This window comes from Arthrobacter sp. SAFR-044 (assembly GCF_059414985.1).
The window spans coordinates 433,995-458,780 of record NZ_JBPFDN010000003.1 but is presented as its reverse complement, the minus strand read 5'-3'; the positions used below and the strand labels follow the sequence as shown (position 1 = coordinate 458,780).

Below are 24,786 nucleotides of genomic sequence, written 5' to 3'. Positions count from 1 at the left end.
CAGCCCAAGGAAAGGACCAGAAATGGCCATCACCGTCACAGATCCCCGTCCAATCGACCGCGCAGAGGAAATCCTCACGCCCAAGGCACTGGCCTTCGTGGAGGAGCTCCACACCCGGTTCGCCGGCACGCGCAACGAGCTCCTGGCGGCGCGTGCCGTCAAGCGGCAGCACGTCGCCGAGACCGGCAGGCTGGACTTCCTGCCGGAGACCAAGGACGTGCGCGACGGCGACTGGAAAGTTGCGCCGGCACCGGCGGCTTTGCAGGACCGCCGGGTGGAGATGACCGGCCCCGCCTCGCCGGCGAAGATGGCCATCAATGCCCTGAACTCGGGCGCCAAGGTGTGGCTGGCGGACCTTGAGGACGCCAGCACGCCCACCTGGGCCAACGTCATCGATGCCATCCTGAATCTCCGCGATGCCGCGCTGGGGACCCTCAGCTACACGTCGGAGGAAGGCAAGGAGTACCGGCTCCGCACCGACGCGCCGCTCGCCGTCGTGGTGGCCCGCCCCCGCGGCTGGCACATGCAGGAGAAGCACCTGCTGGTGAACGGTGAGCCGGCCGTCGGCGCCCTCGTGGACTTCGGGCTGCACTTCTTCCACATCGCCAAGCAGCTGGTGCTTAACGGACAGGGCCCGTACTACTACCTGCCCAAGATGGAAAGCCACCTCGAAGCCCGGCTGTGGAACGACGTCTTCGTCTTCGCCCAGGACTACCTGGGACTGAACCAAGGCACTATCCGCGCCACCGTCCTGATCGAGACCATCCCGGCCGCGTTCGAGATGGACGAGATCCTCTACGAACTGCGGGACCACGCCTCGGGCCTCAACGCCGGCCGCTGGGACTACCTGTTCAGCATCATCAAGTACTTCCGCGACGCCGGCGAGGAGTTCGTCCTCCCGGACCGCGCCTCCGTGGTGATGACCGCCCCCTTCATGCGCGCCTACACCGAGCTCCTGGTCAAGACCTGCCACAACCGCGGCGCCTTCGCCATGGGCGGCATGGCAGCGGTCATCCCCAACCGCCGCCACCCGGAGGTCACCGAGGCCGCCTTCGAGAAAGTCCGCGCGGACAAGACCCGCGAGGCAAACGACGGCTTCGACGGCTCCTGGGTTGCCCACCCGGACCTGGTGCCCACCTGCCGCGAGGTCTTCGACTCCGTGCTTGGCGACAAGCCCAACCAGGTGGACAAGCAGCGCCCGGAGGTTTCGGTCACCGCAGAGCAGCTGCTGGACGTCCAGTCTGCCGGCGGCCAGGTCACCGAGGCCGGCCTGCGCCTGAATCTCTACGTCGCAGTCGCCTACACGGCGGTGTGGCTGTCCGGGAACGGCGCCGTGGCCATCCACAACCTGATGGAGGACGCCGCCACGGCCGAGATTTCCCGCTCCCAGGTGTGGCAGCAGATCCGCAACAAGTCCATCCTGGCGGACACCGGCAACACAGTCACCAAGGAGCTGGTGGAGAAGATCCTGGGCGAGGAGACCGAACGGCTCCGCACCGAATTCGGCGACGAGGCGTTCCGGCGTTACTACCAGCCTGCCAGCGAGCTGATCGCTGACATCTGCCTCTCCGAGGACTACACGGACTTCCTCACCACACCTGCCTACGAGCTGGTGGACTGAGATGGCCGCACCAAAGCCCTCGCTCTCGGCAGGGGACCTCGCACATATTGACGGGCAACTGGCCGCCACCGACCGGCTGCTGGAACGGAACTACCCGGGCGACGACGGCTCCCGCCAGCCCGTGCACACGGTGTACGTCCCCGCGGACCGCTTTACGCCGTCGTTCGCTGCCGATTGGGGAGCCCAGGCAACGGCGACGGCGGAAGCGCATGGCGGCTTCGAGAAGCTGGGCCGGTTGCTGGGCCAGGACGCCGGCCTCGCCGGGGCCGTGGCCGGCCGCGTGGCCGCAAAGCTGGCGGAGGAGCCGATCGAGGACCTGCGCCTGGACTTTGAGGATGGCTTCGGGGACAGGGGCGACGACGCCGAGGACGCCGCCGCGGTCGCCGCAGCTTCCGCGGTGGCACAGGCAGTCGCTGCCGGCTCCGGTCCCCCGTTCATCGGCATCCGTTTCAAGTGCTTCGAGGCTCCCACCCGGGCCCGCGGCCTGCGCACCCTTGACCTGTTCATCTCCGGCCTCGCCGCAGCCGGCGAACTGCCGGACGGCCTGGTCCTGACCCTGCCCAAGGTCACCACGGTGGCCCAGGTGCAGGCCATGGACTATGCAGTGTCCCGGCTTGAGGAAGTCCACTCACTCCCTGCGGGCCGGCTGCGGTTCGAGGTGCAGGTGGAGACCCCGCAGCTGATCCTGGGACCGGACGGCACGTCGCCGGTGGCGCAGCTGCCGCACGCCGTCCCGGGCCGGATCAGCGGACTGCACTATGGCACCTACGACTACTCGGCGTCGCTGCAGATCTCAGCGGAGTACCAGTCCATGGAGCACCCCGTGGCGGACTTCGCCAAGGAAGTCATGCAGCTGGCTGTGGCAGGCACCGGCATCCGGCTCTCCGACGGCTCAACCAACATCATCCCCGTAGGTGACAACGTGGAGAACGCCTGGCAGCTGCACGGCCGGCTGGTCCGGCGGTCACTGGAACGCGGCTACTACCAGGGCTGGGACCTGCACCCGGCCCAGCTGGCCAGCCGGTTCGCCGCAACCTACGCCTTTTACCGGGAGGGCCTGCCGGCCGCTGCCGCCCGGCTGCGCAACTACGTGGAACGGACCGAGGGCGGCGTCATGGACGAGCCCGCCACCGCCCGCGCCTTGGCCGCTTTCGTGCTCCGTGGGGTCCAGTGCGGCGCCGTGGGGGCCGAGGAAGTCCAGGCGCTGGCCGGCGTCGGAATTCCGCAGCTCACCGCACTGGCGCACCCGCGGCTGGCCACCACTTCCAACTCCTAAGCCAAAGGAATCCATTCATGGGCAAGTACTACTCCCCCAGCGGCGGACTGCCGCCGCAGACCCACCTGACCACCGAGCGCGCCATCGTCACCGAGGCCTACACTGTCATCCCCAAGGGCGTGATGACGGACATCGTCACGTCCAACCTTCCGGGCTTCTCCAACACCCGCTCCTGGATCATCGCCCGCCCCATTTCGGGTTTCGCCACCACGTTCTCCCAGCTGATCGTCGAAATCGCTCCCGGCGGCGGTGCCCCGAAGGCCGAATTCGAGGCAGGCGTGGAAGGCGTCGTCTTCGTGACCAAGGGCAAGCTCAACCTGACCCTCGACGGCGAACTGCACCAGCTTGAGGAAGGCGGCTACGCCTATCTCGCGGCCGGCTCGGAGTGGGGCGTGGAGAACGTTTCGGACGACGTCGTGTCCTACCACTGGATCCGCAAGGCCTACGAACGGCTGGAGGGTTACGAGGCCAAGTCCTTCGTCACCAACGAAAAGGACATCGAGCCCACGTCCATGCCGGACACCAACGACGTCTGGAAGACCACCCGGTTCACGGACTCAAGCGACCTCGCCCACGACATGCAGGTGAACATCGTGACGTTCCAGCCCGGCGGCGTGATCCCGTTCCCCGAAACGCACGTAATGGAACACGGCCTGTACGTCCTGGAAGGCAAGGCCATGTACCTGCTGAACAACGATTGGGTGGAGGTGGAAGCCGGCGACTTCATGTGGCTGCGCGCCTTCTGCCCGCAGGCCTGCTACGCCGGCGGTCCCGGTGAGTTCCGCTACCTGCTCTACAAGGACATGAACCGCCAGGTGAAGCTCACCTAGGCTTTTCGCTGGCCTACCCGGACACAGCAGCAGACGCCGTTACAAACCTCGCAACGGCGCCTGCTGTGGGTTTAGGGCATCAGGCGCCCGGGTTGAGGACCACCTTGATGCAGCCGTCCTGCTTCTTCTGGAACTTCTCGTAGAGGGCGGGTGCACCATCGAGGTTGGAGCGATGGGTGACCAGGTCCATGACGCCCAGCGGATCGGCGTCGTCCTCCACGAGGGGAAGCAGTTGGTCGGTCCAGTGCCGTACGTTGCACTGGCCCATGCGCAGCTGAAGCTGCTTGTCGAACATGGTCAGCAGCGGCATCGGACTGGCTTGGCCGCCGTAGACACCGCTCAGCGACAGGGTGCCGCCGCGGCGCACCGCATCAATGGCGGTATGCAGCACCGCAAGCCGGTCCACACCCGCTGTCTCCATCGCCTTTTGCGCCAGCTTGTCCGGCAGGAGCCCCAGCGCCTGGTGCGCGAACCCTGCCACCGGTGAACCGTGCGCTTCCATTCCGACGGCGTCAACTATGCCGTTCGGGCCCCTCCCGTCGGTCATCTCCCGGAGTTCGTCAGCGACGCCTTTGGCGTAATCGAGCGTTTCAACTCCATGCCGGGCGGCCATCTCGCGCCGTTCCGGGACGGGATCGACGCCGATGACCCGGTAACCGCGGTGCGCTCCGATCCGGGCCGCGAACTGGCCCACCGGCCCGAGCCCGAAAACCGTCAGGACGCCGCCGGGTTCAACATTGGCGTACTCCACCCCCTGCCAGGCGGTGGGGAGGATGTCCGAGAGGAACAGGTAGCGTTCATCGGGAAGCTCGCTGCCCACCTTGATGGGGCCATAGTCGGCGTGCGGGACGCGAAGGTATTCGGCCTGGCCGCCGGAAACCGACCCGTACAGCTCCGAAAAGCCAAAGAGTGCTGCGCCGGAGCCCTTCTCTTTCACCTGCGTGGTTTCACACTGCGACTGCAGCCCTTGCTTGCACATGTAGCAGGAGCCGCAGGAGATGTTGAACGGAATCACCACCCGGTCGCCCTTGCGGAGGTTGGTGACACCACTTCCCACTTCTTCCACGACGCCCATCGGCTCGTGGCCAATGACGTCGCCTTTGTGCATGTACGGGCCCAGGACCTCGTAGAGGTGCAGGTCCGAGCCGCAGATCGCGGTGGAGGTGATCCGGACGATCGCGTCGGTAGGTTCCTGGATGACGGGATCGGGTACTTCTTCTACGCTTACCGACCGTTTTCCTTGCCACGTCAGTGCTTTCACAGTCTCCCTTTCGCTCTGCTTTGCCCATGGGGGTCTCCTTGGGCGGGGCAGGGCACCCGCGGGCACCCTTTCTTCGACCGTATCGGTTTTGCGGGGAAAAAGTAAGCATGCTGATCAATAGGTTGAGGCGGCCGCCGTCGCCGGCGACGAGGATTCCATGCCGGGGGACAGCCCCTGTGACCAGGAGGACTTAGGAGTGCGGCTGCAGCGCAAGCAACCGGCCGATGGCACTTGACCCCAGGTTCTCCAGCAGATCGCGGGGCCCTTCATATACCTCGACGGCGCCTGCCTCACGGAGCTGGGATGCCGGGATGCCGCCGCAGGTAACCCCGATAGCCGGGATGCCCAGGGCAGCGGCCGCCTTCATGTCCCAGACGGCATCGCCGACGTAGACGGCATTGGCAGCCTCGACACCCACGGCATCCAGCGCTGCTTCCAGGATGTCCGGCGCGGGCTTGCTCTCCTTCGCATCGTTGGCACTGGTGGCGGCGTCAATGAAGGCGTCCGCATCCAGCACGGAGCGCATGACCTGCAGGTCCCGCTGCCGCGCAGAGGAGGCCAGGGCCACCGCGAGGCCGCCGGCGTGGCACTGGCCCAGCAGGTCCTTGGCACCATCGAGGCTGCGGAGCGAGGGCCAGTGCGAGGCATACAGCGCGCCATGGCTGGCCATGATGTCCTGGTCCTCGTCCCGGTCGCGGCCGGACGGCAGGAGGTTGTCCACCAACCGGGCACCGCCCATGCCCACGAGCTGGTGAATGGCCGCCATGGGGACGTCGTAGCCATATTGGCGGAATGCACCCCACCACGCGATGGTGTGGATGTACGAGGAATCAATGAGTGTGCCGTCAACGTCAAAGAGGACCCCCCGGCGGACGCCGCCAGGGGGTGTGGTGGATTCAGCCATCAGCCCACCGCTGCCCGTCGCACCCCTGGCACCTTTTTCCGCCTGGCGGCTTCCTCTTTAGGGGAACTGACGGGCCGCACGCGTTCACGGATGACGGACCCGGCACCATCCAGGCTCTTGTCCCGGATGAGGCCCGTGCCTGCGATCTCCCGGGCCATTGCCACGCCTGCCACAGCCGCCCTTTTCGTCGGGAAGGTCACCGAGATGGCCATCAGGTTTCCGCTTCCGTCCATCATCCTGATCCGGTAACCACCGTCAGGGGCATCAACGAGCTCAAAAAATCCGGCCATAACTATCACTCCTCCATCAATCACGGCGCTGTGCTTGGGGGCACTCCATGAGGTGTTAGTAAGTATACTTATCTATCGCGCGAAGGAGAAGTTCCAACCCCGCTCCGCGCCGCCTCAGCGCGAATCCGCCTGTGCAGACGGAAGGGGAGTGTCACTGCGCCGAACCGTATCCTGATGGAGCTCCAGGGCGCTAGTCACAAGGGCGAAATGGCTGAATGCCTGCGGCGTGTTACCCAGTTGGCGCCCGGCTTTTACCGCCCATTCCTCGCTCAGGAGCCCCACATCGTTCCGCAGCTCCAGCAGCCGTTCGAAGAGTTCGCGCGATTCCTCGTGGCGCCCCGCACCCAGGAGCGCCTCCACCATCCAGAATGAGCAGGCCAGGAAGACACCCTCGTCGCCCGGCAGGCCGTCGTCGCTCTCTTCCGGCTTGTACCGCAGCACGAACCCGTCCTGGGTCAGCTCCCGTTGGATGGCCTCGATGGTGCCGATGACCCTGGGATCGTCGTTGGGCAGGAAGCCCACCCTGGGAATCAGCAGGAGGCTGGCATCCAGTTCCGGGCGGCCGTAGGACTGGACGAATGTATTGCGTTTGGCGTCGAATCCGTTGGCCATGATGTCCTCGCGGATCTGGTCCCGCAGCGCCTCCCACCGCTCCACCGGACCGGGCAGGCCGGACTCGCGGACGCCCTTCACCATACGGTCCGCCGCCACCCACGCCATCACCTTGGAATGGGTAAAGTGCCGGCGCGGGCCCCGAATTTCCCATAGCCCGTTGTCCGGCTGGTCCCAGATCGTTTCCAGGTGTTCCATCAACGCGATCTGCACGTCCCAGGCCTCGTCGGTGTGCTTCAGCAGCGAGTTCCGGGTCAGCGCCAGGCAGTCCAGCACTTCACCCCACACATCCAGCTGAAACTGCTCCGCGGCCGCGTTTCCGATCCGCACGGGCGCCGAGTTTTCATAGCCTTTCAGCCAGGGCAGCTCCATCTCGGGCAGCCGCCGCTCGCCGTGGATCCCGTACATGATCTGCAGGTCGGCGGGGTCGCCGGCAACCGCACGGAGCAGCCAGTCCCGCCAGGCAGCAGCCTCAGCCGTATAACCGGCAGCGAGCAGGGCCTGCAGGGTCATGGCGGCATCCCGCAGCCAGCAGTAGCGGTAGTCCCAATTCCGCTGGCCGCCCGGCTGCTCCGGCAGGGACGTCGTGACGGCGGCGACGATACCCCCGGTGGGGGCGTAGGTCAGCGCCTTGAGCGTCACCAGGGAACGGACCACCGCGTCCTGGTACTTCCCCTTGACGGTGCACTGCGAGGACCAACCGCGCCAGAACGCAAAGGTGCTCTCAAGGACGTCCTCGGCATCGACGCTGACCGGCCGTCCCACATGGCTTGGCGCCCAGGTCAGCACGAACGGCACCTTCTCACCGGCGCTCACGGTGAAGTCGCTGACGGTGTGCATGTTCTCGCCGTGCAGGGGCGCGGGAGTGACCAGGTAGACGGCGTCCGGGCCGGCTATGGCGTGCAGCCCGCGCTTGTCCTTGCGCACCCACGGCACGATGTGGCCGTAGTCGAACCGCATGACCAGCTCCCCGTGCATCTTGACAGTTCCGCTGACGCCCTCCACTATGCGGACAATGTCAGCAACGGAATCCCTGGGCGGCATGAAGTCGGTAACGCGAACCGTTCCGTCCGGCGTCTCCCACTCGGTGTCCAGCACCAGGCTGCCGTCGCGGTAGCTCCGGCGGGTGCACGCTCCACCGCCCTCCGGTGCCAGCAGCCAGCGTCCCGAGTCAGGCGTGTCCAGCAGCGCGTTGAAGCATGCAGGGGAATCGAACCGCGGGAGGCAGAGCCAGTCGATCGAGCCTTCCTTGCTGACCAGGGCACCGGTGTGAAGGTCGCCAACTACCGCATAGTCTTCAATTCGCGCCATGACATTACCCTGCCACACAGGGCTTCGAAGGGAAGGGAAAACTGCAGGTGTAGCCTGAGGGAAATGGCTATCCACATCGGCACCTCCGGCTGGAGCTACGACCACTGGGTGAACGTCCTGTACCCGCCCGGGCTGCCCGTCCGGGACAGGCTCCAGTGCTACGTCTCCAGGTTCAGCACGGTTGAACTGAATGCCAGCTTTTACCGGTGGCCCAGGGATACCACCTTCGCGGGGTGGAACAGGCGCCTGCCGCCCGGGTTCAGCATGTCCGTCAAGGCACCCCGCGGATTGACCCACGCACGCAAGCTCTATTCACCCGAGGTCTGGATTGAGCGCATCGTTCGGTGCTGGCACGAACTGGGGGACAAACGGGCCGTGCTCCTGGTCCAACTTCCGCCGCAACTGGAGCGCGACGACGCAAGGCTGGACTATTTCCTGGCCGCGGTTCCCTCCTGGATCAGGGTAGCGGTGGAGTTCCGGCACCCCAGCTGGGACTGCCCGGAGGTGTTCGCCCTGCTGGAGCGGCACCAGGCGGCCTACTGCATCATGAGCGGCGCCAACCTGCCTTGCATCCTGCGGACTACCGCGCCTTTCGCCTACGTCCGCCTTCACGGGCCCGACCACGAGCACTTGTACGGCGGCTCCTACTCCGACGCGGATATGCACTGGTGGGCAGAGCGCATCCGCGAGTGGGACGGTGCGGGCATCGACGTGTACGCCTACTTCAACAACGACGGCGGCGGGAACGCTGTGCGGAACGCCGAGACCCTGCGCGGGATCCTGGGCGCCGGCTGATGCCCGCTGCCGCCCTGTGGCAGAGTTAGGGCATGGACACGGCTCCGCAGAACCCAGCCCAGGACACGGCACACGCACCGCGGCAGAACAAAAAAGGCCAGTACGCCCTGTCGGGAAGCCAGTTCTTCCGGCTGGCGCACCGACTCTCTGATGCGGTCAACGATGTCCGGATCACACTGGCCAAGCGGTGGAAGTTCTCGCCGCAGACCATCGCCTACCAGGGCTACGGTTCCACCACCCGGGTCCGGGTGCTGGGGAGGGTCCTTTTGACCCAGCAGCCGCTGCCGGGAAGCAAAGCCGAGCACGCAGCGAAGAACGGCAACCAGAACATCAGGGGCTGGCGTGCCTTCACCGGGGTGCCGCTGCAGTTTACCGACGTCGAAATCACCATCGGCGACGTGGTCACCCACGTCACGGCGGACCGGGGCGGCCTCATCGACACCGAGGTGGATGTGCAGCTGTCCCCCGGCTGGCACACCGCGGTGCTGCGCGCGGAAGGAACCGAGCCGGCAGAGGCGTTGATCCAGGTGATTGCCCCCGGCGTCGATTTCGGCATCGTCTCCGACATTGACGACACCGTCATGGTGACAGCCTTGCCCAGGCCCTTCCTGGCGCTGTGGAACACCTTTGTGCTCAGCGAACGGGCCCGCATGGCCACGCCGGGAATGGCAGTGCTGCTGGACCGGCTGACCATCGAGCACCCCGAGGCCCCCGTCATCTACCTGTCCACCGGCCCCTGGAACGCCGCCCCCACGCTGGGGCGCTTCCTGACCCGCAACATGTACCCCAAGGGCACCCTGCTGCTGACGGACTGGGGCCTCACCCAGGACCGCTGGTTCCGCAGCGGCCAGGACCACAAACACCGCAACCTGGAGCGGCTGGCGCAGGAATTCCCGGACATGCGGTGGCTCCTGATCGGCGACAACGGCCAGCATGACGAGGCCATCTACTCCGCCTTTGCCGCCGAAAACCCGGAAAAGGTGGCAGCGATCGCCATCCGGCAGCTGTCCGTCAGCGAGTCGGTGTTTGCCGGCGGCCACTCCGAGGACGGCGACCACACCACATCCAGGGTGCCGTGGATCTACTCCCCTGACGGCGCCGGCATCGCCAAGCAGCTGGCCATGCTGGACCTGCTCCGGGGCTGACCCTTCCGGGGCCAGCCCCTCACGTCCTACGCGCCGGCACCCAGTGATGCGCCGTCGTCGGGCGCTGCGTTGCCCACCAGGTCCTCACTGCCAGGGAGATCGTCGCTGCCGGCAAGGTCGTCACCTTCCAGCAGGTCCGGGACGACGGCCTGGGCGATGGCGGCGTCAGCAGCGGCCGCCAGGTCACGTTCCTCGATGAGCTCCTGGAACCAGAAGTAGGATGCCTTGGGCGTGCGCTCCAGCGTTTCAAAGTCCACGTGGAGCAGGCCGAAGGGCTGGTTGTAGCCGGCGGACCACTCGAAGTTGTCCAGGAAGGACCACACGTAATAACCGCGCAGGTCCACGGACTCTGCCACACCGCCGGGCGCGGTGGCGCGCAATGCCGTTTCCAGATGGTCGGAGAGGTACTTCAGCCGGCGCTCGTCCGGAATGAACCGGGTGTTGGTGGACTTGTCGCGGACGATGATGTCCTCGAAGCTCGCCCCGCCCTCTGTGATGATCACGGGTGGAAGGTTTGGATACCGCTCCGCCATCTCCTTCAGGGCCACGGCCATGTACTCCGGCTTGACCGGCCAACCGTAGGCGGTGATGTCCGCTTCCGGCCAGGCCTCCACGTGGAACGGCGTTGTACCGCTGCCCGTTGCGCTGAGGTCACTGCCCATGGCCTCCGCCATGCTTGACGGAACGGTACCGCCGCCGGGTCCCGCCGCCACCTTGGTGGGCATGTAGTAGTTCAGCCCGTAGAAGTCCAAGGGCTGGGAGATGACCTCCATGTCCTCTTCAGGGTGTTCGAAGGAACTGAAGAACTTGGCGGCACGGATCAGGTCAGGGTATTTGCCCGTGAGGACCGGGTCCGCGTACAACCGGTTCTGGCCCAAGTCCATGATCCCGGCGCTGATCTTGTCCAGCGGGTTGATCGAGTTCGGCACCATGGGTGAGTACACGTTGGTCATCCCGATCTCACCCGGCACCTTCGCGGCGCGAAGCGCCTGGACGGCGAGCCCGTGGCCCAGCAACTGGTGGTGGACGGTGGGAAAGGCGCCCAGGGCAAGTTCCTTGCCTGGCGAGTGCAGGCCAAATGCATAGCCGTTCGCGCTCACGGTTGCCGGTTCATTGATGGTGACCCAGCGGGCCACCCTGTCCCCGAACGCCCCGGCCAGCAGCGCGGCGTATTCGCCCAGCCGGTACGCGGTGTCCCGGTTCATCCAGCCGCCCTCGTCATCCAGCTCCAGGGGCGTGTCCCAGTGGTAGATGGTGGCCATGGGCGAGATCCCATTGGCCAGGAGCTCGTCCAGGAGCCGGTCATAGAACGCCAGTCCTGCACGGTTGGCAGGGCCGGTCCCGCCGGGCTGGATGCGGGGCCAGGAGAAGGAGAACCGGTAGGAATCGACGCCCAGCTGCTTCAAGAGGGCAACGTCCTGCGGCATCCGGTGGTAATGGTCCGTGGCCACCACAGGGCTGTGGTCCTCCACGATGGCTCCCGGCCTTGCGGCGAACCTGTCCCAGCCCGAGGGTCCGCGCCCATCCTCATCCAGGGCCCCTTCGATCTGGAACGCTGCGGTTGCCACGCCAAGCGTGAACCCCGGAGGGATGAGCGCTGCGAGGTCCTTGGCGGTGATGTGCATTGGGGTCCAGCCTTTTGGTCACGGTGGTTCGGGTACGTCCCAGAATGTCACAGGGCAGGACGGCTGACGAGCAGCAACTCCGTAGTGGCACCGGCATCTACTGTGAACCGAAAAGGAACTCCTTCGCGTGCGCCACTGCCTTGCGGAACGCGTCATTGCGCAGCGTCACCAGGTGCTCCGTGTCCCCGTCCGACGGTTCAAGGTATCCGGTGTAGCCGGGGCGCAGCACCCAGATGTCCCCCGCCGGCGGCAGGTAGAACACACCGAAGGAACGCTGCTGCCTCTCGTCCGCCGTCCAGACCGGGACTACCGCCAGGGCAGCACCGGTGGCCGGGTTGAGCCACTGCGCCCGCGGCAGCGGCTGTTCGTGCGCCTCGGGGTCCAGGAAGGGCGCGGTTCCCGGACCCCAACGCTGCTCAAAGCGCTCATGGAATGCGGGAATGAGGTGTGAATCGTAGCGCCGCCAGTCGCTCATGCAGCTTTCCGCCTCCTTTGATTAATGGCACGGCCATGGTCTACTTCCCCGGCTTCACGGCCGGCGGGACTCCAAGGCAGAATCCGGCTTCAGGACCGGGGCCGCTTTCAGGCCCACGGCCCGCTTTCCCACCGCACCGGGGTAACACGGATGGCAGGCCCGGACGGTCCGCCGGTGCTGCGGACTCTCCGGACCGGAATGATGGTGGGCGCACCTGCCGCCAGCCGCCTGTCATAGTCGGCACGGCGCCCGGGGTCGCACAGCACGTTGAACGCCTGCATGATCCGCAGGAGTTCGTCACGCTGCCCGGGGTTGCCCGTCGAAGCGGATTGGTTCCCCCTTGCCTGGTTGTCCCCATCCGCCTGCCCGCCGTCCATGTCCGGATGATGGCTGCGCATGAGGGCCCGGTACGCGTGGGAAATCTGCTGCCGGGTGGCATCCCGGCCCACCCCCAGGATGGTGTAGTAATCGGGGACATCCGTCATCCCAGCCTCCCGTTCCGCCGGTGCCCCTGCCGCGGCCGGCAGGGGCACACGCAGGAAAGCCCTAAGTGCTGATCTGCTGCATCCCGCCCTGCTGGGTCTGGATCTCGATCTTGCGCGGCTTGGCCTGCTCGGCAACCGGAATCCGCAGGGTCAGGACGCCCTGGTCGTAGCTGGCCTTGATCTTCTCGGTATCCAGCGTGTCACCCAGGATCAACTGGCGGCTGAACACGCCACGGGGACGCTCCGAGGCCACGAGCTCCACATTGGGCTGCGTGGGGTCCTGCCGCTCAGCCCTGACAGTCAGGACGTTCCGTTCGACATTCAGTTCCAGCGAGTCCACCTTCACGCCGGGAAGGTCGAACGCCACCACGAACTCGCCGTCCTCCTGCCAGGCATCCATGGGCATGGCTGCCGGCCGGGCGGCGGTTCCAAAGACCTGCTGCGTGAGCCGGTCCAGCTCACGGAACGGGTCAGTACGCATCAACATCATTTCCCACTCCTTCAGCTTCCACGTGTTGGATCTGCGCATTTCCACCACCATTAATCTATGGTGGTGGATATAGATTTTTTATAGCACCCGTGGGACACTGAAGCAAGACACCGGGCAAAGTAATTTTTGGGAGCAGACATGGCAGAACCTGTTGCGGGACGGCCCCCGCGTTCCCCCGGTTCACGTGCCCTTTACGCCATCTCCGTGGCCGCGGAACTCACGGGAACCGGGCAGCAGAACATCAGGCTCTACGAAACCAGGGGGCTGGTGACACCTTCCCGGACGGCAGGCGGTACGCGCCAGTACAGCGATGATGACATCGCCGTGCTGCAGCGGATCGGCGAACTCCTTGAGGAGGGGCTGAACCTGGCAGGCGTGGCCAAGGTCCTTGAGCTCGAGGCAGCGAACGTCAAACTGCACCGGGCCTTGAAGCGCGCCAGGTCCCGGCCGCAGTGAAGCAGCTTCCCGCCCGGGAAGGTTCCTACTCCCGGGCGGATTCTTCCTTCGACAATTCTCCGGTGATCGGTTCGCCAGGGATCCTCGCGGTCCGCCAGGTGTCCAGCGCGATGACTGCGCCCAGGATGAGCAGCGACAGCGAGAACGACGCAAGGGTATCGGTGGGCCAGTGGTAGCCCAGGTAGAGGCGGCTGGCGATGGCGAGGACAATCCCGATCCCGGCCCCGATGAATCCGAAGACCGCTGCCCGCGGGTTCCGGCGCCGGGAGAAGATCAGGTAGGCCCCCACCAGCAGGAAGTCGCAGGCCCCCAGGACGTGCCCGGACGGGAACGAAAAGGTCTGGTCCGCACCGAACAGCATCTGGTCCACGGGGGGCCGCGAACGCTGCACGATGTGCAGGATGATCTGCGAAATGATCACCCCCGTCAGCATCGCGGACGCCAGCAGGATGGGGCGCCAGGCGTGTTTGGCGGCGAATCCCCAGATGAGGATCACCACCAGCACGATGATTGGCAGGGCAATGGGACCGAAGAACACGGCCAGGAAAATCATGATGGCAGTGACTGCTGCTGAACGCGTTGTGAGCAGCCAGTCATGCACAGGATGGTCTGCGACCGAAAAACCGTCGGCCTGCACCACGCTGACCAGCGTGGCGATGAAGAGTGCCAGCCCCACGACGGCCAGGATGACCGACGCACGGTAAAGGCGCCTCCGGTCGGCAGGGTCGATGTAGCGCTCCTCCACCACGAACTTTTCGTGGAAGGTGTGCCACCTGCCGGAGTTCCGTTCCGTGACTGCGGAACCTGCTGATTTTTGTGCCAATCTGCCCGTCCCTGCGCCCTGTTCAATGCACGCCGCATATGCGTGCCGTGTGGAATGCCTAGGCTGAAGATTATCCCCGTGAAATGCCATTCACTCCATCGCGGGGCCGGTTTCGGCGGCTAGAACGAGCCGGTGGTGAACTGCCAGCTCAGTCCGGTGAGGGTGTTGCCCGCTGTGTCGCGGATTCCGGCAGCCCCTCCCGTCAGCGTCACGGTGTACCGGGTCTTTGCCGCCAGGGTGCCCTGGGGGTCGAGGATCCACTGGTTGGTGGTGCCGTTGCGGTAGGCGGAAGCTGCCACTACAGCCCCCGTGGAAGCGTTTTTCAGCGTGAAGGTCGCTGTGCTGACGCCTTGGACCGCTTCGCTGAAGGTCGCGCTGACGTTGCTGCTCCTGCGGACCAGGAGCGCGTTGCTGCCTGGGCTGTAGCTGCTGACGGTGGGCGCAGGCCCGGTAGTGAAGGTCCAGCTGGTGGTGGCCAGCGGCGTGCCTGCGGCGTCCCGGATGGCCGAGGGTCCGCCCACCAGGGTGGCCGTGTAGGTGGCGTCGGCAGCGAGGTTCGCGGCCGGGTCAAGGGTGGCGGTCCTGGTGGTGGAGTTGTAGGTGACAGTGGCGGCAACGGTGGCCCCTGCAGCGTTCTTGAGCACGAAGGTCCCGGTGGAGACGCCCTGGACAGCGGCACTGAAGACTGCGGTCACGTTCGTGCCCATGGCTACTGCCGTGGCCTTGGCGGCCGGCGAGACCGAGGTGAGGGTGGGCGCAGGAGCGGGAGCCGGGGTGGGAGCCGCAACGTCTGTTCCCGTGTACAGCAGGCGGTTCGGGGTCCCCGTGGTGGCCCCGGCAATCACTCCGGGCGTGGCATTGGCTACCAAGGCAGCGGCGACGTCGGCCGGTGCCAATGCAGGGTTCTGCGAGAGAAGCAGGGCGGCAGCGCCGGCAGTGTGCGGGGCGGCCATGGAGGTTCCGGACATGGATGCCGTGGCCGTGGCGGAGGTGTAGTAGTCGGAGGTGATGCCGACGCCGGGAGCGTACAGGTCGACGCAGGATCCAAAGTTGGAAAACGATGCCTGCTTGTCGGCGGAGTCGCTCGCTGCCACGGTGACGGCTCCGGGGACGCGGGCAGGTGAACCGGTGCAGGCGTCCACGGCGGAGTTGCCTGCGGCAACCACGGTGGTGACGCCGTCGTTCAGGACTGCCTGGATGGCGTTGTCCACGGTGCTGCTTGCGGCTCCGCCCAGGCTGAGGTTGGCCACAGCGGGCGTTCCCGCGGCATGGTTCGCGGCGATCCAGTCCAAGCCGGCCACCACGTCAGAGTTGTAGCCCGAGCCGCTGCAGTCCAGCACCCTGACCGGCACCAGGGTTGCACTCTTGGCGACGCCGTACGTTGACCCGGCCACGGTTCCGGCCACGTGGGTGCCGTGACCGTTGCAGTCGGTGGTGCCGTTGCCGTCTGCCACGGCGGTCCAGCCCGCTGCCACCCTGCCGCCGAAGTCGGTGTGGGAGGCCAGGATGCCGGTGTCCACGACGTAAGCGGTCACGCCGGCGCCGGCCCCGGTCCACGAGTAGCTGCCGGAGAGCGGCAGGGCCCGCTGGTCGGCGCGGTCCAGGCCCCAGGGGGCGGGCTGCTCGGTCCCGGAAACCTTGACGGCGGCGTCCGGCTCCACTGACAGCACCTTCCCCGACCTGGCAAGTGCTGCCGCCTGGGCGGAGGTGGCGGTGACAACGGCGCCGCGGATTGCGTGCTCAAAGGTGCGGCCGACGGCGAGGCCCTGGCCGCGCAGCCCGGACACCTCCGCGGCGACGTCGGCAGAGGGCACGTACTGGACGATGTAGCGGCCGGCTTCGCTGCCGGCGCCGGCGGGCGGGCCAGCGGCGGGAGCAGCGGCAGCGGGCAGGGACGCCGTGGAAAGGGCGACGGCTGAGAGCAGAGCCGTGAGGGCAGGCAGCACGAAGTGTCGGGTACGAATTTGGGGGTCCTTTTGGTGGTGGAGCGGGCCCACTCCCGGGACGCGGAATCCGCCGCGGGAACAGGCAAAGGATGGCTGTACCAAAAGGATAGGAGCCGGAAGCGTATGGCTTCCGGCTCCTTGGATGATCCTGTGCCAACCCTTGGCGATTGCTGCGGACCGGGTTAATGCAAACCCGGCCTTACCCCTGGCTTCCTCCAGTGGTGGAGCCGGCTGCTGCGTGGTTCCGCCAGCTGTGTTCGGGCTCGTATCCCAGCAGGCGCCGTGCCTTGTCGATGGAGAGCATCGTTTCATGCTCTTCCAGTTCCTTGGTTACCTTGACGCCGGGGAACACCTCGGCGGCGAGGCTGGCGCTTGACCGGCTCATGACAGTGTCGGCGTTGGCGATGATGAAGGCCTCAAATCCCGGTTTGGCATTCTCCAGCGCCCGCGCCACGGCCTGCGCGCCGTCCCTGCCGTCGATGTATCCCCACAGGTTCCACTTCCGCAGCGTCGCATCCCCGTCGAAGGAGGGGAACTTCGCGTAATCGGCTTCGTCCATCACGTTCGAGAAGCGGAGCCCGGTGATGCTCAGTTCCGGGTCCCACCGCGTCATCTCCACGGCCATCTGCTCCTCCAGGGTCTTCACCAGGGAGTAGGTGCTTTCCGGCCGCGGCGGGTATTCCTCGTCCACGGGAATGTAGGGAGGGTCGACGTCGAACGGCAGCCCCAGCACCGTCTCGCTGGACGCGTACACCACCTTCTTGATGCCGGCGCGCCGCGCGGCCTGGAAGACGTTATAGGTGGACAGCATGTTGTTCTCGAAGGTGGCTGCGTCCGGAAGGATGCCCGGGGCGGGAATGGCACCCAGGTGCACCACGGCGTCGAACCCGTCATGCCGGTCATCGACTCCCAGCAGCGCGTCCACAACCTGCCCGTAGTTGCGCAGGTCCACCATCAGGAGCCCCGGGCTGCGTTCACCCGCACGGTCCAGCGTGAGGACCTGGTGGCCGTCGTCGGTGAGCCGGCGCACCACGTGCCGCCCCAGTTTTCCGTTTCCGCCTGTAACGGCAATTCTCATCAGGGTTTCCTTCTGTTCGAGTGCTTCTCCGTGCGGTGTTCCGGTCAGGACGGGGGTCGGGGGCTGCGAGGAACTGTTCGACGGCGGCGATCGCCACGGCGGTAATTCCGCCCGGATCGCCGCTGCCGTTGACGGACACCAGGATGCCCCGGCCCGCGTACACCGAGACTACTTCATGCGTCTGCCGGTGGTAGAGGTCCAGCCGGCGCCGGAAGACGTCCACGGTGTCGTCGGTGCGCCCCTGTTCCACAGCACGCAGCTGCATCCGTTCCTCCAGTTCCGCGTCCGGCGCCTGCAGTTCTATGACGGCGTCCAGCGCGTGGCCCTGGGCTGCGAGCATCCTGTCCAGTTCCGTCGCCTGCGGCGCCGTGCGCGGGTAGCCGTCCATCAGGAACCCGTGCATGGCATCGCTCTCCAGGAGCCGGTCCTTCACCAGTGCATTGGTGAGGTGGTCCGGTACGAAATGTCCGCCGTCCAGGTACTGGGCAGCCTGGTTCCCCAGATGCGTCTTCCGGGTGACGTTGCTCCGGAAGATGTCGCCGGTGGAAACGGCGGGGACCCGGAAGTGCCGCGCCAGGTGTTCGGCCTGCGTTCCCTTGCCGGAGCCCGGTGGGCCGATGATGAGAAGCCTGGTCATGTTCGTGTCCTTCCGCGGCGGGACCACAGTGAATGGGGCGGCGGAGGCAGCAGCACCGGATCCCCGCTTCATTGTGCCGGTTGCTCCTTGTCCGGCGCCAGCAAACCGCGTTACGGCCGGGGCCGGGATGGGCATCGCCCGGCCCTGCAATGTATATACTCTGGATATCGGTTTAGCAGCAGGCCGTTGGAAAGTTCGTCGATCCAGCGACCATCACCGGCTCCCCGCCACTCCCGGGGCGCCTATGTGTTGCAGGCTCGTTTTGACCTGAACGAATGGCACCAAGAAACCGTGGCCGGCGAGTCAACAGCAAAAACCGATACATCCATAACCGAGCACCTGCATGAACTGGTCCTCAACAGCTCCGACGTTGAGGACTTCCTCAACGAACTGGCACAGGTGTCCGCCCGTAACCTCTCCGAACCCGGCGACGAGATGCTGTGCGCCATCACCCTGCTCAGGCAACGGAAAACAGCGACGATTGCCAGCAGCAGCCGGGAAGCAAAGTCCATCGGACGCCTTGAGCACGGGTTCTCCGAAACACCCAGCCTGACGGCATTCACGGTGCAGGAGACTGTCCACGCTCCGGACCTCGAAGGGGACGGCCGCTGGCCGGAATACTCCACGGCAGTTGTAGCACAGGGAGTGAGGTCGGTCGCGGCACTTCCCTTCCGGCTTGAAGGGGAAACCAAGGCTGCGCTGCTGCTGTACTCCCGCCGGGCCCACCGGTTCGAGGAGCGGGTGCTCAAGTTTGCCGAAGACTTTGTCAGCCAGACCTCACTGGCGCTCCGCCTTGCAGTGCGCTTTGCGCATTACAGCGAAACAGCGGCAAACCTCCGCGCCACGCTGGAGTCCCGCACGGTCATCGATATGGCGGTGGGCATCATCATGGCACAGAACCGGTGCAGCCAGCAGGACGCTTTCGACATCCTGAAGGCCGCCTCAAGCACCCGTAACACCAAGCTGCACGATGTGGCCGCTGCGGTGGTGAATGCGCTGGGGCAGGGACCTGTGCGTACCCATTACGACGGGTAGGGCGGCCGTCAGCGGCAACGCATCCGCCACCAGTAGACTGGTGCCAACTTTTCGCCGGGGGGCTCAAATGGAACAGCAGCGTGTTTGCCTTGTCGTGGAGGATGACGACGATATCCGGGGCCTGATCTCCGTGGTCCTGTCGCATGCGGGATTCGAGGTCAGGGCGGTGGGAACAGGTGCCGAGGGCATCGCCGCAGCGGCTGACCCCGCCATTGCGTTGGTCACCCTGGACATTGGGCTTCCCGACATGGACGGGCACGTGGTGGCCCATGCCATCCGCGCCCTCACCACCGCACCCCTGCTGTTCCTGACGGCCCGCTCCGAGGAAGACGACGTGCTGGCCGGCATGGCGTCGGGGGCTGCCGGCTACCTCACCAAGCCTTTCCATCCGAAGGAACTGAAAGAGCTTGCCGGGCAGCTGTGCCCGGCAGCGGATGTTTCACAGGAGCCACACATACCGGGCAAATCCCACTGCTAAGTTCGCCGCCTAGAAATGAGGCATGACTCCTCAGCAGCGATCACTACGCAAACCCGGACGCTTCCGCCGGGCCGTCACGGCAGGGGCGGTGGCGTTAACGCTGTCCGCGGGAGGGGCGGCCGCCTGGGCAGTTGACCGTTATGTGGTCCCGCACGTCGAGATCTCCGACGTCTCCGCCTACCAGGCCGGCCAGGCAGGCACGACGGCGAACACCTCCGAAGCTTCCAGCGGCACTACCGGCGCGGTCACCACCGCCACCTCTTACGTCTCCGGCTCATCCACCATCTCGATCTCCAAGGTGACCACGGGCAGCGGCGACAGCACCGTCACCTACTATGCTGCCGACGTCGAACTCTCGGACGCCACGGCCCTGAAGTCCGCATTCGCCAACGACAGCTTCGGTGCGAACATCACCGAAACCACCTCCGCGATCGCAGCCGACAACAACGCCGTCTTTGCCGTCAACGGGGACTACTACGGCTTCCGGGACACCGGGATCGTGATCCGCAACGGTGTGGTGTTCCGCGACGCCGGTGCCCGCCAGGGGCTGGCGTTCTACCGGGACGGAACCGTGAAGGTCTATGACGAAACCACCACTACGGCCGCGCAGCTTGTAGCCGACGGCGTCTGGAACACCCTCTCCTTTGGTCCGTCCCTCCTGGACGGCGGCCAGGTTGCCGCGGGCATCGAGGGCGTGGAAGTGGACACCAACTTCGGCAACCACTCCATCCAGGGCGACCAGCCGCGCACCGCCGTCGGAATCATCGACGAAAACCACCTGGTGTTCGTGGTGGTGGACGGCCGCAGCCCCGGCTACAGCGCCGGCGTCACCATGACCGGGCTCGCCGAAATCATGCAGGGCCTGGGCGCCACCACGGCCTACAACATCGACGGCGGCGGCTCGTCCACCATGTACTTCAACGGATCGCTGGTCAACAACCCGCTGGGCCAGAACAAGGAACGCGGCACCTCCGACATCCTTTACATCGGGCAGTAGGACGCCATGGTCATCCTGATCCCCGCCTATGAGCCCGACGGGCAGCTTCCCGCCCTTATCCGTTCCATCCGGAACGTCCGGCCACGGGCCTCCATCGTGGTGGTTGACGATGGCAGCGGACCCGCCTTCCGGGACGTGTTCGACGACGTCAGGTCCCTTGGGTGCCATCTGGTCAGCTACGCCCGCAACCGTGGGAAGGGCTTCGCGCTCAGGGCCGGATTCGGTTTCATCGCGGACAAGCTTCCGGGCCGGGACGTAGTGTGTGCGGACAGTGACGGCCAGCATACTGTGGCGGACATCCTTCGCGTGGCGGACCGCCTGCGGGAGAACCGGGTCCTGCCGTGGGGGCAGGCCACGATGGTGCTGGGCAGCAGGAGCTTCGCCGGGAACGTCCCCGCGCGGAGCCGGCTGGGCAACGCTGCCACCGGGCTGCTCTTCACCCTGGCCACCGGCGAGCGCATCCCGGATACCCAGACGGGGCTTCGTGGCTACCCGGCCGACCTGCTTCCCTGGCTCCGCTCTGTGCGCGGGGACCGCTACGAATTTGAGCTGAACCTGCTGCTTGAGGCAAAGACCAACGGCTATGCCATCGACCCCGTGGATATCGCCACCGTCTACCTGGACCACAACTCCGGCTCCCACTTCCGGCCGCTGGCTGACTCAGCCCGGATTTATGCCCCGCTGCTGAAGTTCCTTGCGTCCTCCTTCACGGCCTTCCTCGTGGACACCTTGGTGTTCGTCCTGCTCACCGTGGCCATCGACTCCCTGCTGCTGGCAGTGGTCGGTGCCCGGGCCGTGAGCTCGGCGGTGAACTTCCTGGTCAACCGGCACCTGGTGTTCGCCCATGGCAGGGAGCAGCCAGCCCATGCGACCGGAATACGCTACTTCGCCCTGGTTGCCGTGCTGCTGGCCGCCAACTTCGGGTTTGTCTGGGCCCTCCAAGCCATGGCAGTGCCGGCTCTGCCTGCCAAGCTCCTCGCAGAGATCGCGCTGCTTGCCATCAGCTTTGCCGTACAGCAGCGCTTCCTGTTCACCGGTGGAGCCACCATGCACGCCACCGGCGGTCCACGGCGGACCCGCACTCATATTCGGGCCTAGGGAACAGCACAGCGCCGGCACAGTTTGGCCCGGCATTGTCTTTCCCAGACCACCAGAACCATCCGGAGAAATCACATGAACACACTTCTTTTCATCGTCGCTGACCTTGCGGCCATCAGCCTCCTCACCTTCGCCCTGTACCTGCGTCGGCACCGGCGGCGCGACCTGGTGGTGTCCTACCTGGGCATGAACGTGGGCGTACTGGCCGTGGCCACGGCACTGTCGGATTCGGCAGCGGGCCTGGGACTGGGACTGGGCCTGTTCGGTGTCCTGTCCATCATCCGGCTCCGCTCCACCGAACTGTCCCAGCACGAGGTGGCCTACTACTTCTCCGCCCTCGCCCTTGGCCTCATCGCCGGGTTGGGCATCGAGCCGGTGTGGCTGACCGTTTCCCTGATGGGGCTCATCCTGCTGGTGATGTTCGTGGGCGACCACCCGCGGGTGCTGCCGTCCTACCGGCACCAGACCGTGATTCTTGACCGTGCCATCTCCGAGGACCGCGAGCTCTGCGCCCGCCTGGAAGAGGTTCTCCACGGCAAGGTCCATTCCGCCACCATCTCGGAACTGGACCTGGTCAATGACAAGACCGTTGTGGACGTCCGGTTCGCCTACATCCCCGCCGGACACGCTGCCGTACCCGCCGCGCATGATGTACCGGCAGTAACCGCGACGGAACGCATCCACGCAGGTGCGGCATGACCGCCGCTGCGGACGCCGCCGTCGGCCAGCTCCGCCTCCTGCCGCCCGTGAGCCTGGACGAACTCAATGCAGAAGTTGCCCTGCAGACCCGGATTGACCGCAAGTACATTGTGCCGCTGGAGCTCGCCGGCAGGCTCCTGGCCTCGGCCGGCACCAGCATGCGCGTCCTGGACATGGACGGATCCCGCCGCTTCGCCTACGACTCGGTCTACTTCGACACCGCGGACCTGGACAGCTACCTGCTGGCCGCCCACGGCAGGCGCCGGCGGTACAAGATCCGCACCCGGACCTACGTCGACAGCGCCGTGAGCTTCCTGGAGGTGAAGACGGAAGGATCGCGCGAGGCGACGGTGAAGGAGCGCATCCCGTACCGGCTGGAAGACCGGGCCCGGCTCACTCCGGAAGGCCTGGCCTACGTCCGGGAAACCCTCAGCGCCTCGGGAAGCAACGTACCGGCCCTGCCTTTGGAGCCCGTGCTGGAAACCCGCTACGGGCGGACCACTCTCTACCTCCCCGAGTCCGGCAGCCGCGCCACGATTGACACCGACGTAACCTGGCAGCGCCCCGGCCACCAGCCCTGGGTCCTGCACGGTGCCGTCATCCTTGAAACCAAGTCCGGGTCCACGGCCGGCCCGCTGGACCGGCACCTCTGGGCAGCGGGCGTCAGGCCGTCCCGCATCTCGAAGTTCGCCACCGGGATGGCGGCCCTCCGTCCGGGGCTCCCCGCCAACCGCTGGAACCGGACACTGCGCCGCATGGCACTCCGGCCTGTTCCGCTTGCTGCGTAGCCGCCGGCCCGCTGACCACCCCCCAAACTCCAAGGAAACCTCATGAAAAAGCTCCGTTCCTATCTTTCCGTGGCCGCCCTGGCCCTCTCCCTCGGCCTGGCAGGCTGCGCCACCGCAGGAACCACCACGGGTGTTTCGGCGGTCACCGGATCGTCATCCACGGCGACCACCGGGACCACGGCCGCTGTCGCCGTGGACACCTTGGCGGAGGACACCCATTTCGATTCCAATGACCTCACGTGGGATGCCGCCAGTGAAGTGGCCGTGACCCTGGCCGACGGTGCCAGCACCGTTGCCCCGGGCTCTGACAGCCTGAAGGTGGACGGCGACACCGTCACCATCAGCGCCGCCGGGACCTACCGCCTCAGCGGCTCCCTCACCAATGGCCGCCTTGTGGTAGCTGCCGGAGAGAAGGACACCGTCCGCATCATCCTGGATGGAGCCCGCGTCTCGAACTCCAGCGGCTCCCCCTTCATGGTCCAGAGTGCCGATGAAGCCATCGTGTACCTCGCGGACGGCACCACGAATTCGCTCAGTGACGCCTCCAGCTACGCCGACCAGGGCACCGACGCCCCCAACGCGGCGCTGTATTCCAAGGCGGACCTGACCATTGCCGGCACCGGGTCCCTTGCCGTGGACGGCAACTTCAAGGACGGCATTTCCGCCAAGGACGGCCTGGTCCTCGCTTCAGGCCACGTCACCGTCAAGGCCGCGGATGACGGCATCGTAGGCAAGGACTACGCCGTGCTGCTGGACGGGGCCTACCAGGTGACAGCCGGGGATGACGGCTTCAAGTCGGACAACGACACGGATGAAGGCCGGGGCTGGGTGCTCCTCAACGGCGGCACCCTGAATGTTTCGGCGGCCGATGACGGGGTCAAGGCCTACAACACGCTGACCATTGCCGGCGGCACGGCCACTGTGGCCAAGTCGGAGGAGGGCCTGGAGGCCCAGCACATCGTGGTCTCCGGCGGCACCACCACCGTCACGTCGAACGACGACGGCGTGAACGCCTCGGGTGCCTCATCCTCCTCCGGCGGGGGCGGCATGGACGGGGGCGGCATGGAAGTGGGCGATTACAGCGTTGACGTCACCGGCGGCGCCCTGACCATCAATGCCCAGGGCGACGGCCTGGATTCCAACGGCAACGCCAGCATTTCCGGCGGGACCGTGGTGGTGAACGGCCCCACCGCCAGCAACAACGGCGCCCTGGACGTCAATGGCAAGCTGAAGGTGACAGGCGGCACCGTCGCGGCGGCCGGCAGCTCGGGCATGGTGGTGACCCCGGGCGACTCCTCCACCCAGTCAGGGGTGCAGGTGGCGCTGGGTTCGTCGGTTCCGGCCGGGACCGTCATCCAGGTGGCTGATTCCTCGGGCAAGGTGGTGGCCGCTTTCACCACTACCAAGGCGGCGGCTTCGCTGGTGTTCTCCTCACCGGACATCGCCAAGGGCCAGCAGTACACCGTCTACACCGGCGGCACGGCAACCACCACTGCGAGACTCGGCGGTGGAAGCCTGGACGGCGCCAAGCAGGTGGGAACGGTGACGGCGGGCCAGTACACCGCGGCGCAGGGGCCGGGCGGCGGCGGACCCCGCTGGTGACCGCCGCTTTTCCTGCCGCGTCCGACGGC

At 66.2% G+C, this 24,786-nt stretch carries 25 protein-coding genes; 13 read left to right on the top strand and 12 right to left on the bottom strand.

Translation table 11 applies throughout. The features are described 5' to 3' along the window. The first annotated feature begins 22 nt into the window (after positions 1 to 22). The 3 genes from aceB to ACR65J_RS07235 are packed head-to-tail and all read left to right on the top strand — an operon-like array spanning position 23 to position 3,727. Positions 23 to 1,621 carry a malate synthase A gene (gene aceB / locus ACR65J_RS07245; RefSeq protein ID WP_440167383.1) on the top strand — a complete coding sequence of 533 codons (1,599 nt, stop codon included), beginning with the start codon at positions 23 to 25 and terminating at the stop codon, positions 1,619 to 1,621. A 1-nt stretch (position 1,622) separates the two neighbouring features. Next, entirely contained in the window at positions 1,623 to 2,897 is a 1,275-nt protein-coding gene (locus ACR65J_RS07240; protein WP_440167381.1) for a DUF6986 family protein, read from the top strand. A 17-nt stretch (positions 2,898 to 2,914) separates the two neighbouring features. Further along, on the top strand, positions 2,915 to 3,727 hold the full coding sequence (locus ACR65J_RS07235) for a bifunctional allantoicase/(S)-ureidoglycine aminohydrolase (protein ID WP_440167379.1): 813 nt from the start codon (positions 2,915 to 2,917) through the stop codon (positions 3,725 to 3,727). A gap of 79 nt (positions 3,728 to 3,806) precedes the next feature. Here ACR65J_RS07235 and ACR65J_RS07230 read toward each other — a convergent pair whose 3' ends face one another. The 4 genes from ACR65J_RS07230 to ACR65J_RS07215 all read right to left on the bottom strand — a co-directional run bounded on the left by ACR65J_RS07230 (position 3,807) and on the right by ACR65J_RS07215 (position 8,105). Continuing rightward, complete coding sequence (locus ACR65J_RS07230; protein ID WP_440167377.1) at positions 3,807 to 4,988, bottom strand: zinc-dependent alcohol dehydrogenase; 1,182 nt, start codon at positions 4,986 to 4,988, stop codon at positions 3,807 to 3,809. A gap of 190 nt (positions 4,989 to 5,178) precedes the next feature. Continuing rightward, the gene (locus tag ACR65J_RS07225; RefSeq protein ID WP_440167375.1) at positions 5,179 to 5,892 is read right to left on the bottom strand and encodes an HAD family hydrolase; all 714 of its coding nucleotides are present in this window, start codon (positions 5,890 to 5,892) and stop codon (positions 5,179 to 5,181) included. Continuing rightward, positions 5,892 to 6,182, bottom strand: a complete 291-nt coding sequence (locus ACR65J_RS07220) for a hypothetical protein (protein ID WP_440167373.1) — start codon at positions 6,180 to 6,182, stop codon at positions 5,892 to 5,894. Before ACR65J_RS07220 ends, ACR65J_RS07225 begins: the two co-directional genes overlap by 1 nt. Before the next feature lie 114 nt (positions 6,183 to 6,296). Next, on the bottom strand, positions 6,297 to 8,105 hold the full coding sequence (locus ACR65J_RS07215) for a glycoside hydrolase family 15 protein (RefSeq protein ID WP_440167371.1): 1,809 nt from the start codon (positions 8,103 to 8,105) through the stop codon (positions 6,297 to 6,299). A 63-nt stretch (positions 8,106 to 8,168) separates the two neighbouring features. Here ACR65J_RS07215 and ACR65J_RS07210 point away from each other — a divergent pair, with 63 nt between their 5' ends. Then, positions 8,169 to 8,900 (top strand): DUF72 domain-containing protein, encoded by a 732-nt coding sequence (locus tag ACR65J_RS07210; protein WP_440167369.1) that lies wholly within the window; start codon positions 8,169 to 8,171, stop codon positions 8,898 to 8,900. Positions 8,901 to 8,932: 32 nt separating this feature from the next. Next, complete coding sequence (locus ACR65J_RS07205) at positions 8,933 to 10,045, top strand: App1 family protein phosphatidate phosphatase (protein ID WP_440167368.1); 1,113 nt, start codon at positions 8,933 to 8,935, stop codon at positions 10,043 to 10,045. A gap of 26 nt (positions 10,046 to 10,071) precedes the next feature. Here ACR65J_RS07205 and ACR65J_RS07200 read toward each other — a convergent pair whose 3' ends face one another. The 4 genes from ACR65J_RS07200 to ACR65J_RS07185 form a co-directional block, all read right to left on the bottom strand. Further along, on the bottom strand, positions 10,072 to 11,670 hold the full coding sequence (locus ACR65J_RS07200; protein ID WP_440167366.1) for a glycoside hydrolase family 1 protein: 1,599 nt from the start codon (positions 11,668 to 11,670) through the stop codon (positions 10,072 to 10,074). 97 nt (positions 11,671 to 11,767) lie between these two features. Continuing rightward, entirely contained in the window at positions 11,768 to 12,145 is a 378-nt protein-coding gene (locus ACR65J_RS07195; protein WP_440167365.1) for a hypothetical protein, read from the bottom strand. 107 nt (positions 12,146 to 12,252) lie between these two features. Continuing rightward, a complete protein-coding gene (locus ACR65J_RS07190) occupies positions 12,253 to 12,630 on the bottom strand; it encodes a J domain-containing protein (RefSeq protein WP_440167363.1) in 378 nt (125 codons plus the stop codon). Positions 12,631 to 12,691: 61 nt separating this feature from the next. Further along, on the bottom strand, positions 12,692 to 13,117 hold the full coding sequence (locus tag ACR65J_RS07185; RefSeq protein ID WP_440167427.1) for an Hsp20/alpha crystallin family protein: 426 nt from the start codon (positions 13,115 to 13,117) through the stop codon (positions 12,692 to 12,694). Positions 13,118 to 13,258: 141 nt separating this feature from the next. On the opposite strand from ACR65J_RS07185, the gene ACR65J_RS07180 reads away from it, so the two are divergent. Then, positions 13,259 to 13,576, top strand: a complete 318-nt coding sequence (locus ACR65J_RS07180; protein WP_440167361.1) for a MerR family transcriptional regulator — start codon at positions 13,259 to 13,261, stop codon at positions 13,574 to 13,576. A 25-nt stretch (positions 13,577 to 13,601) separates the two neighbouring features. Here ACR65J_RS07180 and ACR65J_RS07175 read toward each other — a convergent pair whose 3' ends face one another. The 4 genes from ACR65J_RS07175 to ACR65J_RS07160 all read right to left on the bottom strand — a co-directional run bounded on the left by ACR65J_RS07175 (position 13,602) and on the right by ACR65J_RS07160 (position 18,060). After that, positions 13,602 to 14,399 carry a phosphatase PAP2 family protein gene (locus ACR65J_RS07175; RefSeq protein ID WP_440167359.1) on the bottom strand — a complete coding sequence of 266 codons (798 nt, stop codon included), beginning with the start codon at positions 14,397 to 14,399 and terminating at the stop codon, positions 13,602 to 13,604. Positions 14,400 to 14,518: 119 nt separating this feature from the next. Further along, on the bottom strand, positions 14,519 to 16,345 hold the full coding sequence (locus ACR65J_RS07170) for a S8 family serine peptidase (protein WP_440167357.1): 1,827 nt from the start codon (positions 16,343 to 16,345) through the stop codon (positions 14,519 to 14,521). 199 nt (positions 16,346 to 16,544) lie between these two features. Then, positions 16,545 to 17,423 (bottom strand): NAD-dependent epimerase/dehydratase family protein, encoded by an 879-nt coding sequence (locus ACR65J_RS07165; protein ID WP_440167356.1) that lies wholly within the window; start codon positions 17,421 to 17,423, stop codon positions 16,545 to 16,547. Next, a complete protein-coding gene (locus ACR65J_RS07160; protein ID WP_440167355.1) occupies positions 17,320 to 18,060 on the bottom strand; it encodes an adenylate kinase in 741 nt (246 codons plus the stop codon). Before ACR65J_RS07160 ends, ACR65J_RS07165 begins: the two co-directional genes overlap by 104 nt. A gap of 291 nt (positions 18,061 to 18,351) precedes the next feature. On the opposite strand from ACR65J_RS07160, the gene ACR65J_RS07155 reads away from it, so the two are divergent. From ACR65J_RS07155 to ACR65J_RS07125, 7 genes are all read left to right on the top strand, one after another. After that, complete coding sequence (locus ACR65J_RS07155; protein ID WP_440167354.1) at positions 18,352 to 19,095, top strand: GAF and ANTAR domain-containing protein; 744 nt, start codon at positions 18,352 to 18,354, stop codon at positions 19,093 to 19,095. 67 nt (positions 19,096 to 19,162) lie between these two features. Beyond that, positions 19,163 to 19,573, top strand: coding sequence for a response regulator transcription factor (locus tag ACR65J_RS07150; RefSeq protein ID WP_440167353.1), 411 nt, complete (start codon positions 19,163 to 19,165; stop codon positions 19,571 to 19,573). Between the two features lie 22 nt (positions 19,574 to 19,595). Further along, positions 19,596 to 20,570, top strand: coding sequence for a phosphodiester glycosidase family protein (locus tag ACR65J_RS07145; protein WP_440167351.1), 975 nt, complete (start codon positions 19,596 to 19,598; stop codon positions 20,568 to 20,570). Between the two features lie 6 nt (positions 20,571 to 20,576). Continuing rightward, a complete protein-coding gene (locus ACR65J_RS07140; protein ID WP_440167349.1) occupies positions 20,577 to 21,668 on the top strand; it encodes a GtrA family protein in 1,092 nt (363 codons plus the stop codon). Positions 21,669 to 21,743: 75 nt separating this feature from the next. After that, entirely contained in the window at positions 21,744 to 22,367 is a 624-nt protein-coding gene (locus ACR65J_RS07135; protein ID WP_440167348.1) for a DUF4956 domain-containing protein, read from the top strand. Beyond that, complete coding sequence (locus ACR65J_RS07130; RefSeq protein ID WP_440167347.1) at positions 22,364 to 23,155, top strand: polyphosphate polymerase domain-containing protein; 792 nt, start codon at positions 22,364 to 22,366, stop codon at positions 23,153 to 23,155. The genes ACR65J_RS07135 and ACR65J_RS07130 overlap by 4 nt, the downstream gene beginning before the upstream one ends. 42 nt (positions 23,156 to 23,197) lie before the next feature. Next, entirely contained in the window at positions 23,198 to 24,757 is a 1,560-nt protein-coding gene (locus tag ACR65J_RS07125) for a carbohydrate-binding domain-containing protein (RefSeq protein ID WP_440167345.1), read from the top strand. Positions 24,758 to 24,786: the final 29 nt, after the last annotated feature.

What these genes read in the sequence shown, in the direction of transcription:
- aceB (WP_440167383.1), top strand. Translation starts at nt 23, where the DNA reads ATGGCCATCACCGTCACAGATCCCCGTCCAATCGACCGCGCAGAGGAA.
- ACR65J_RS07240 (WP_440167381.1), top strand. Translation starts at nt 1,623, where the DNA reads ATGGCCGCACCAAAGCCCTCGCTCTCGGCAGGGGACCTCGCACATATT.
- ACR65J_RS07235 (WP_440167379.1), top strand. Translation starts at nt 2,915, where the DNA reads ATGGGCAAGTACTACTCCCCCAGCGGCGGACTGCCGCCGCAGACCCAC.
- ACR65J_RS07225 (WP_440167375.1), bottom strand. Translation starts at nt 5,892, where the DNA reads ATGGCTGAATCCACCACACCCCCTGGCGGCGTCCGCCGGGGGGTCCTC.
- ACR65J_RS07220 (WP_440167373.1), bottom strand. Translation starts at nt 6,182, where the DNA reads ATGGCCGGATTTTTTGAGCTCGTTGATGCCCCTGACGGTGGTTACCGG.
- ACR65J_RS07215 (WP_440167371.1), bottom strand. Translation starts at nt 8,105, where the DNA reads ATGGCGCGAATTGAAGACTATGCGGTAGTTGGCGACCTTCACACCGGT.
- ACR65J_RS07210 (WP_440167369.1), top strand. Translation starts at nt 8,169, where the DNA reads ATGGCTATCCACATCGGCACCTCCGGCTGGAGCTACGACCACTGGGTG.
- ACR65J_RS07205 (WP_440167368.1), top strand. Translation starts at nt 8,933, where the DNA reads ATGGACACGGCTCCGCAGAACCCAGCCCAGGACACGGCACACGCACCG.
- ACR65J_RS07200 (WP_440167366.1), bottom strand. Translation starts at nt 11,670, where the DNA reads ATGCACATCACCGCCAAGGACCTCGCAGCGCTCATCCCTCCGGGGTTC.
- ACR65J_RS07195 (WP_440167365.1), bottom strand. Translation starts at nt 12,145, where the DNA reads ATGAGCGACTGGCGGCGCTACGATTCACACCTCATTCCCGCATTCCAT.
- ACR65J_RS07190 (WP_440167363.1), bottom strand. Translation starts at nt 12,630, where the DNA reads ATGACGGATGTCCCCGATTACTACACCATCCTGGGGGTGGGCCGGGAT.
- ACR65J_RS07185 (WP_440167427.1), bottom strand. Translation starts at nt 13,117, where the DNA reads ATGTTGATGCGTACTGACCCGTTCCGTGAGCTGGACCGGCTCACGCAG.
- ACR65J_RS07180 (WP_440167361.1), top strand. Translation starts at nt 13,259, where the DNA reads ATGGCAGAACCTGTTGCGGGACGGCCCCCGCGTTCCCCCGGTTCACGT.
- ACR65J_RS07165 (WP_440167356.1), bottom strand. Translation starts at nt 17,423, where the DNA reads ATGAGAATTGCCGTTACAGGCGGAAACGGAAAACTGGGGCGGCACGTG.
- ACR65J_RS07160 (WP_440167355.1), bottom strand. Translation starts at nt 18,060, where the DNA reads ATGACCAGGCTTCTCATCATCGGCCCACCGGGCTCCGGCAAGGGAACG.
- ACR65J_RS07150 (WP_440167353.1), top strand. Translation starts at nt 19,163, where the DNA reads ATGGAACAGCAGCGTGTTTGCCTTGTCGTGGAGGATGACGACGATATC.
- ACR65J_RS07145 (WP_440167351.1), top strand. Translation starts at nt 19,596, where the DNA reads ATGACTCCTCAGCAGCGATCACTACGCAAACCCGGACGCTTCCGCCGG.
- ACR65J_RS07140 (WP_440167349.1), top strand. Translation starts at nt 20,577, where the DNA reads ATGGTCATCCTGATCCCCGCCTATGAGCCCGACGGGCAGCTTCCCGCC.
- ACR65J_RS07135 (WP_440167348.1), top strand. Translation starts at nt 21,744, where the DNA reads ATGAACACACTTCTTTTCATCGTCGCTGACCTTGCGGCCATCAGCCTC.
- ACR65J_RS07130 (WP_440167347.1), top strand. Translation starts at nt 22,364, where the DNA reads ATGACCGCCGCTGCGGACGCCGCCGTCGGCCAGCTCCGCCTCCTGCCG.
- ACR65J_RS07125 (WP_440167345.1), top strand. Translation starts at nt 23,198, where the DNA reads ATGAAAAAGCTCCGTTCCTATCTTTCCGTGGCCGCCCTGGCCCTCTCC.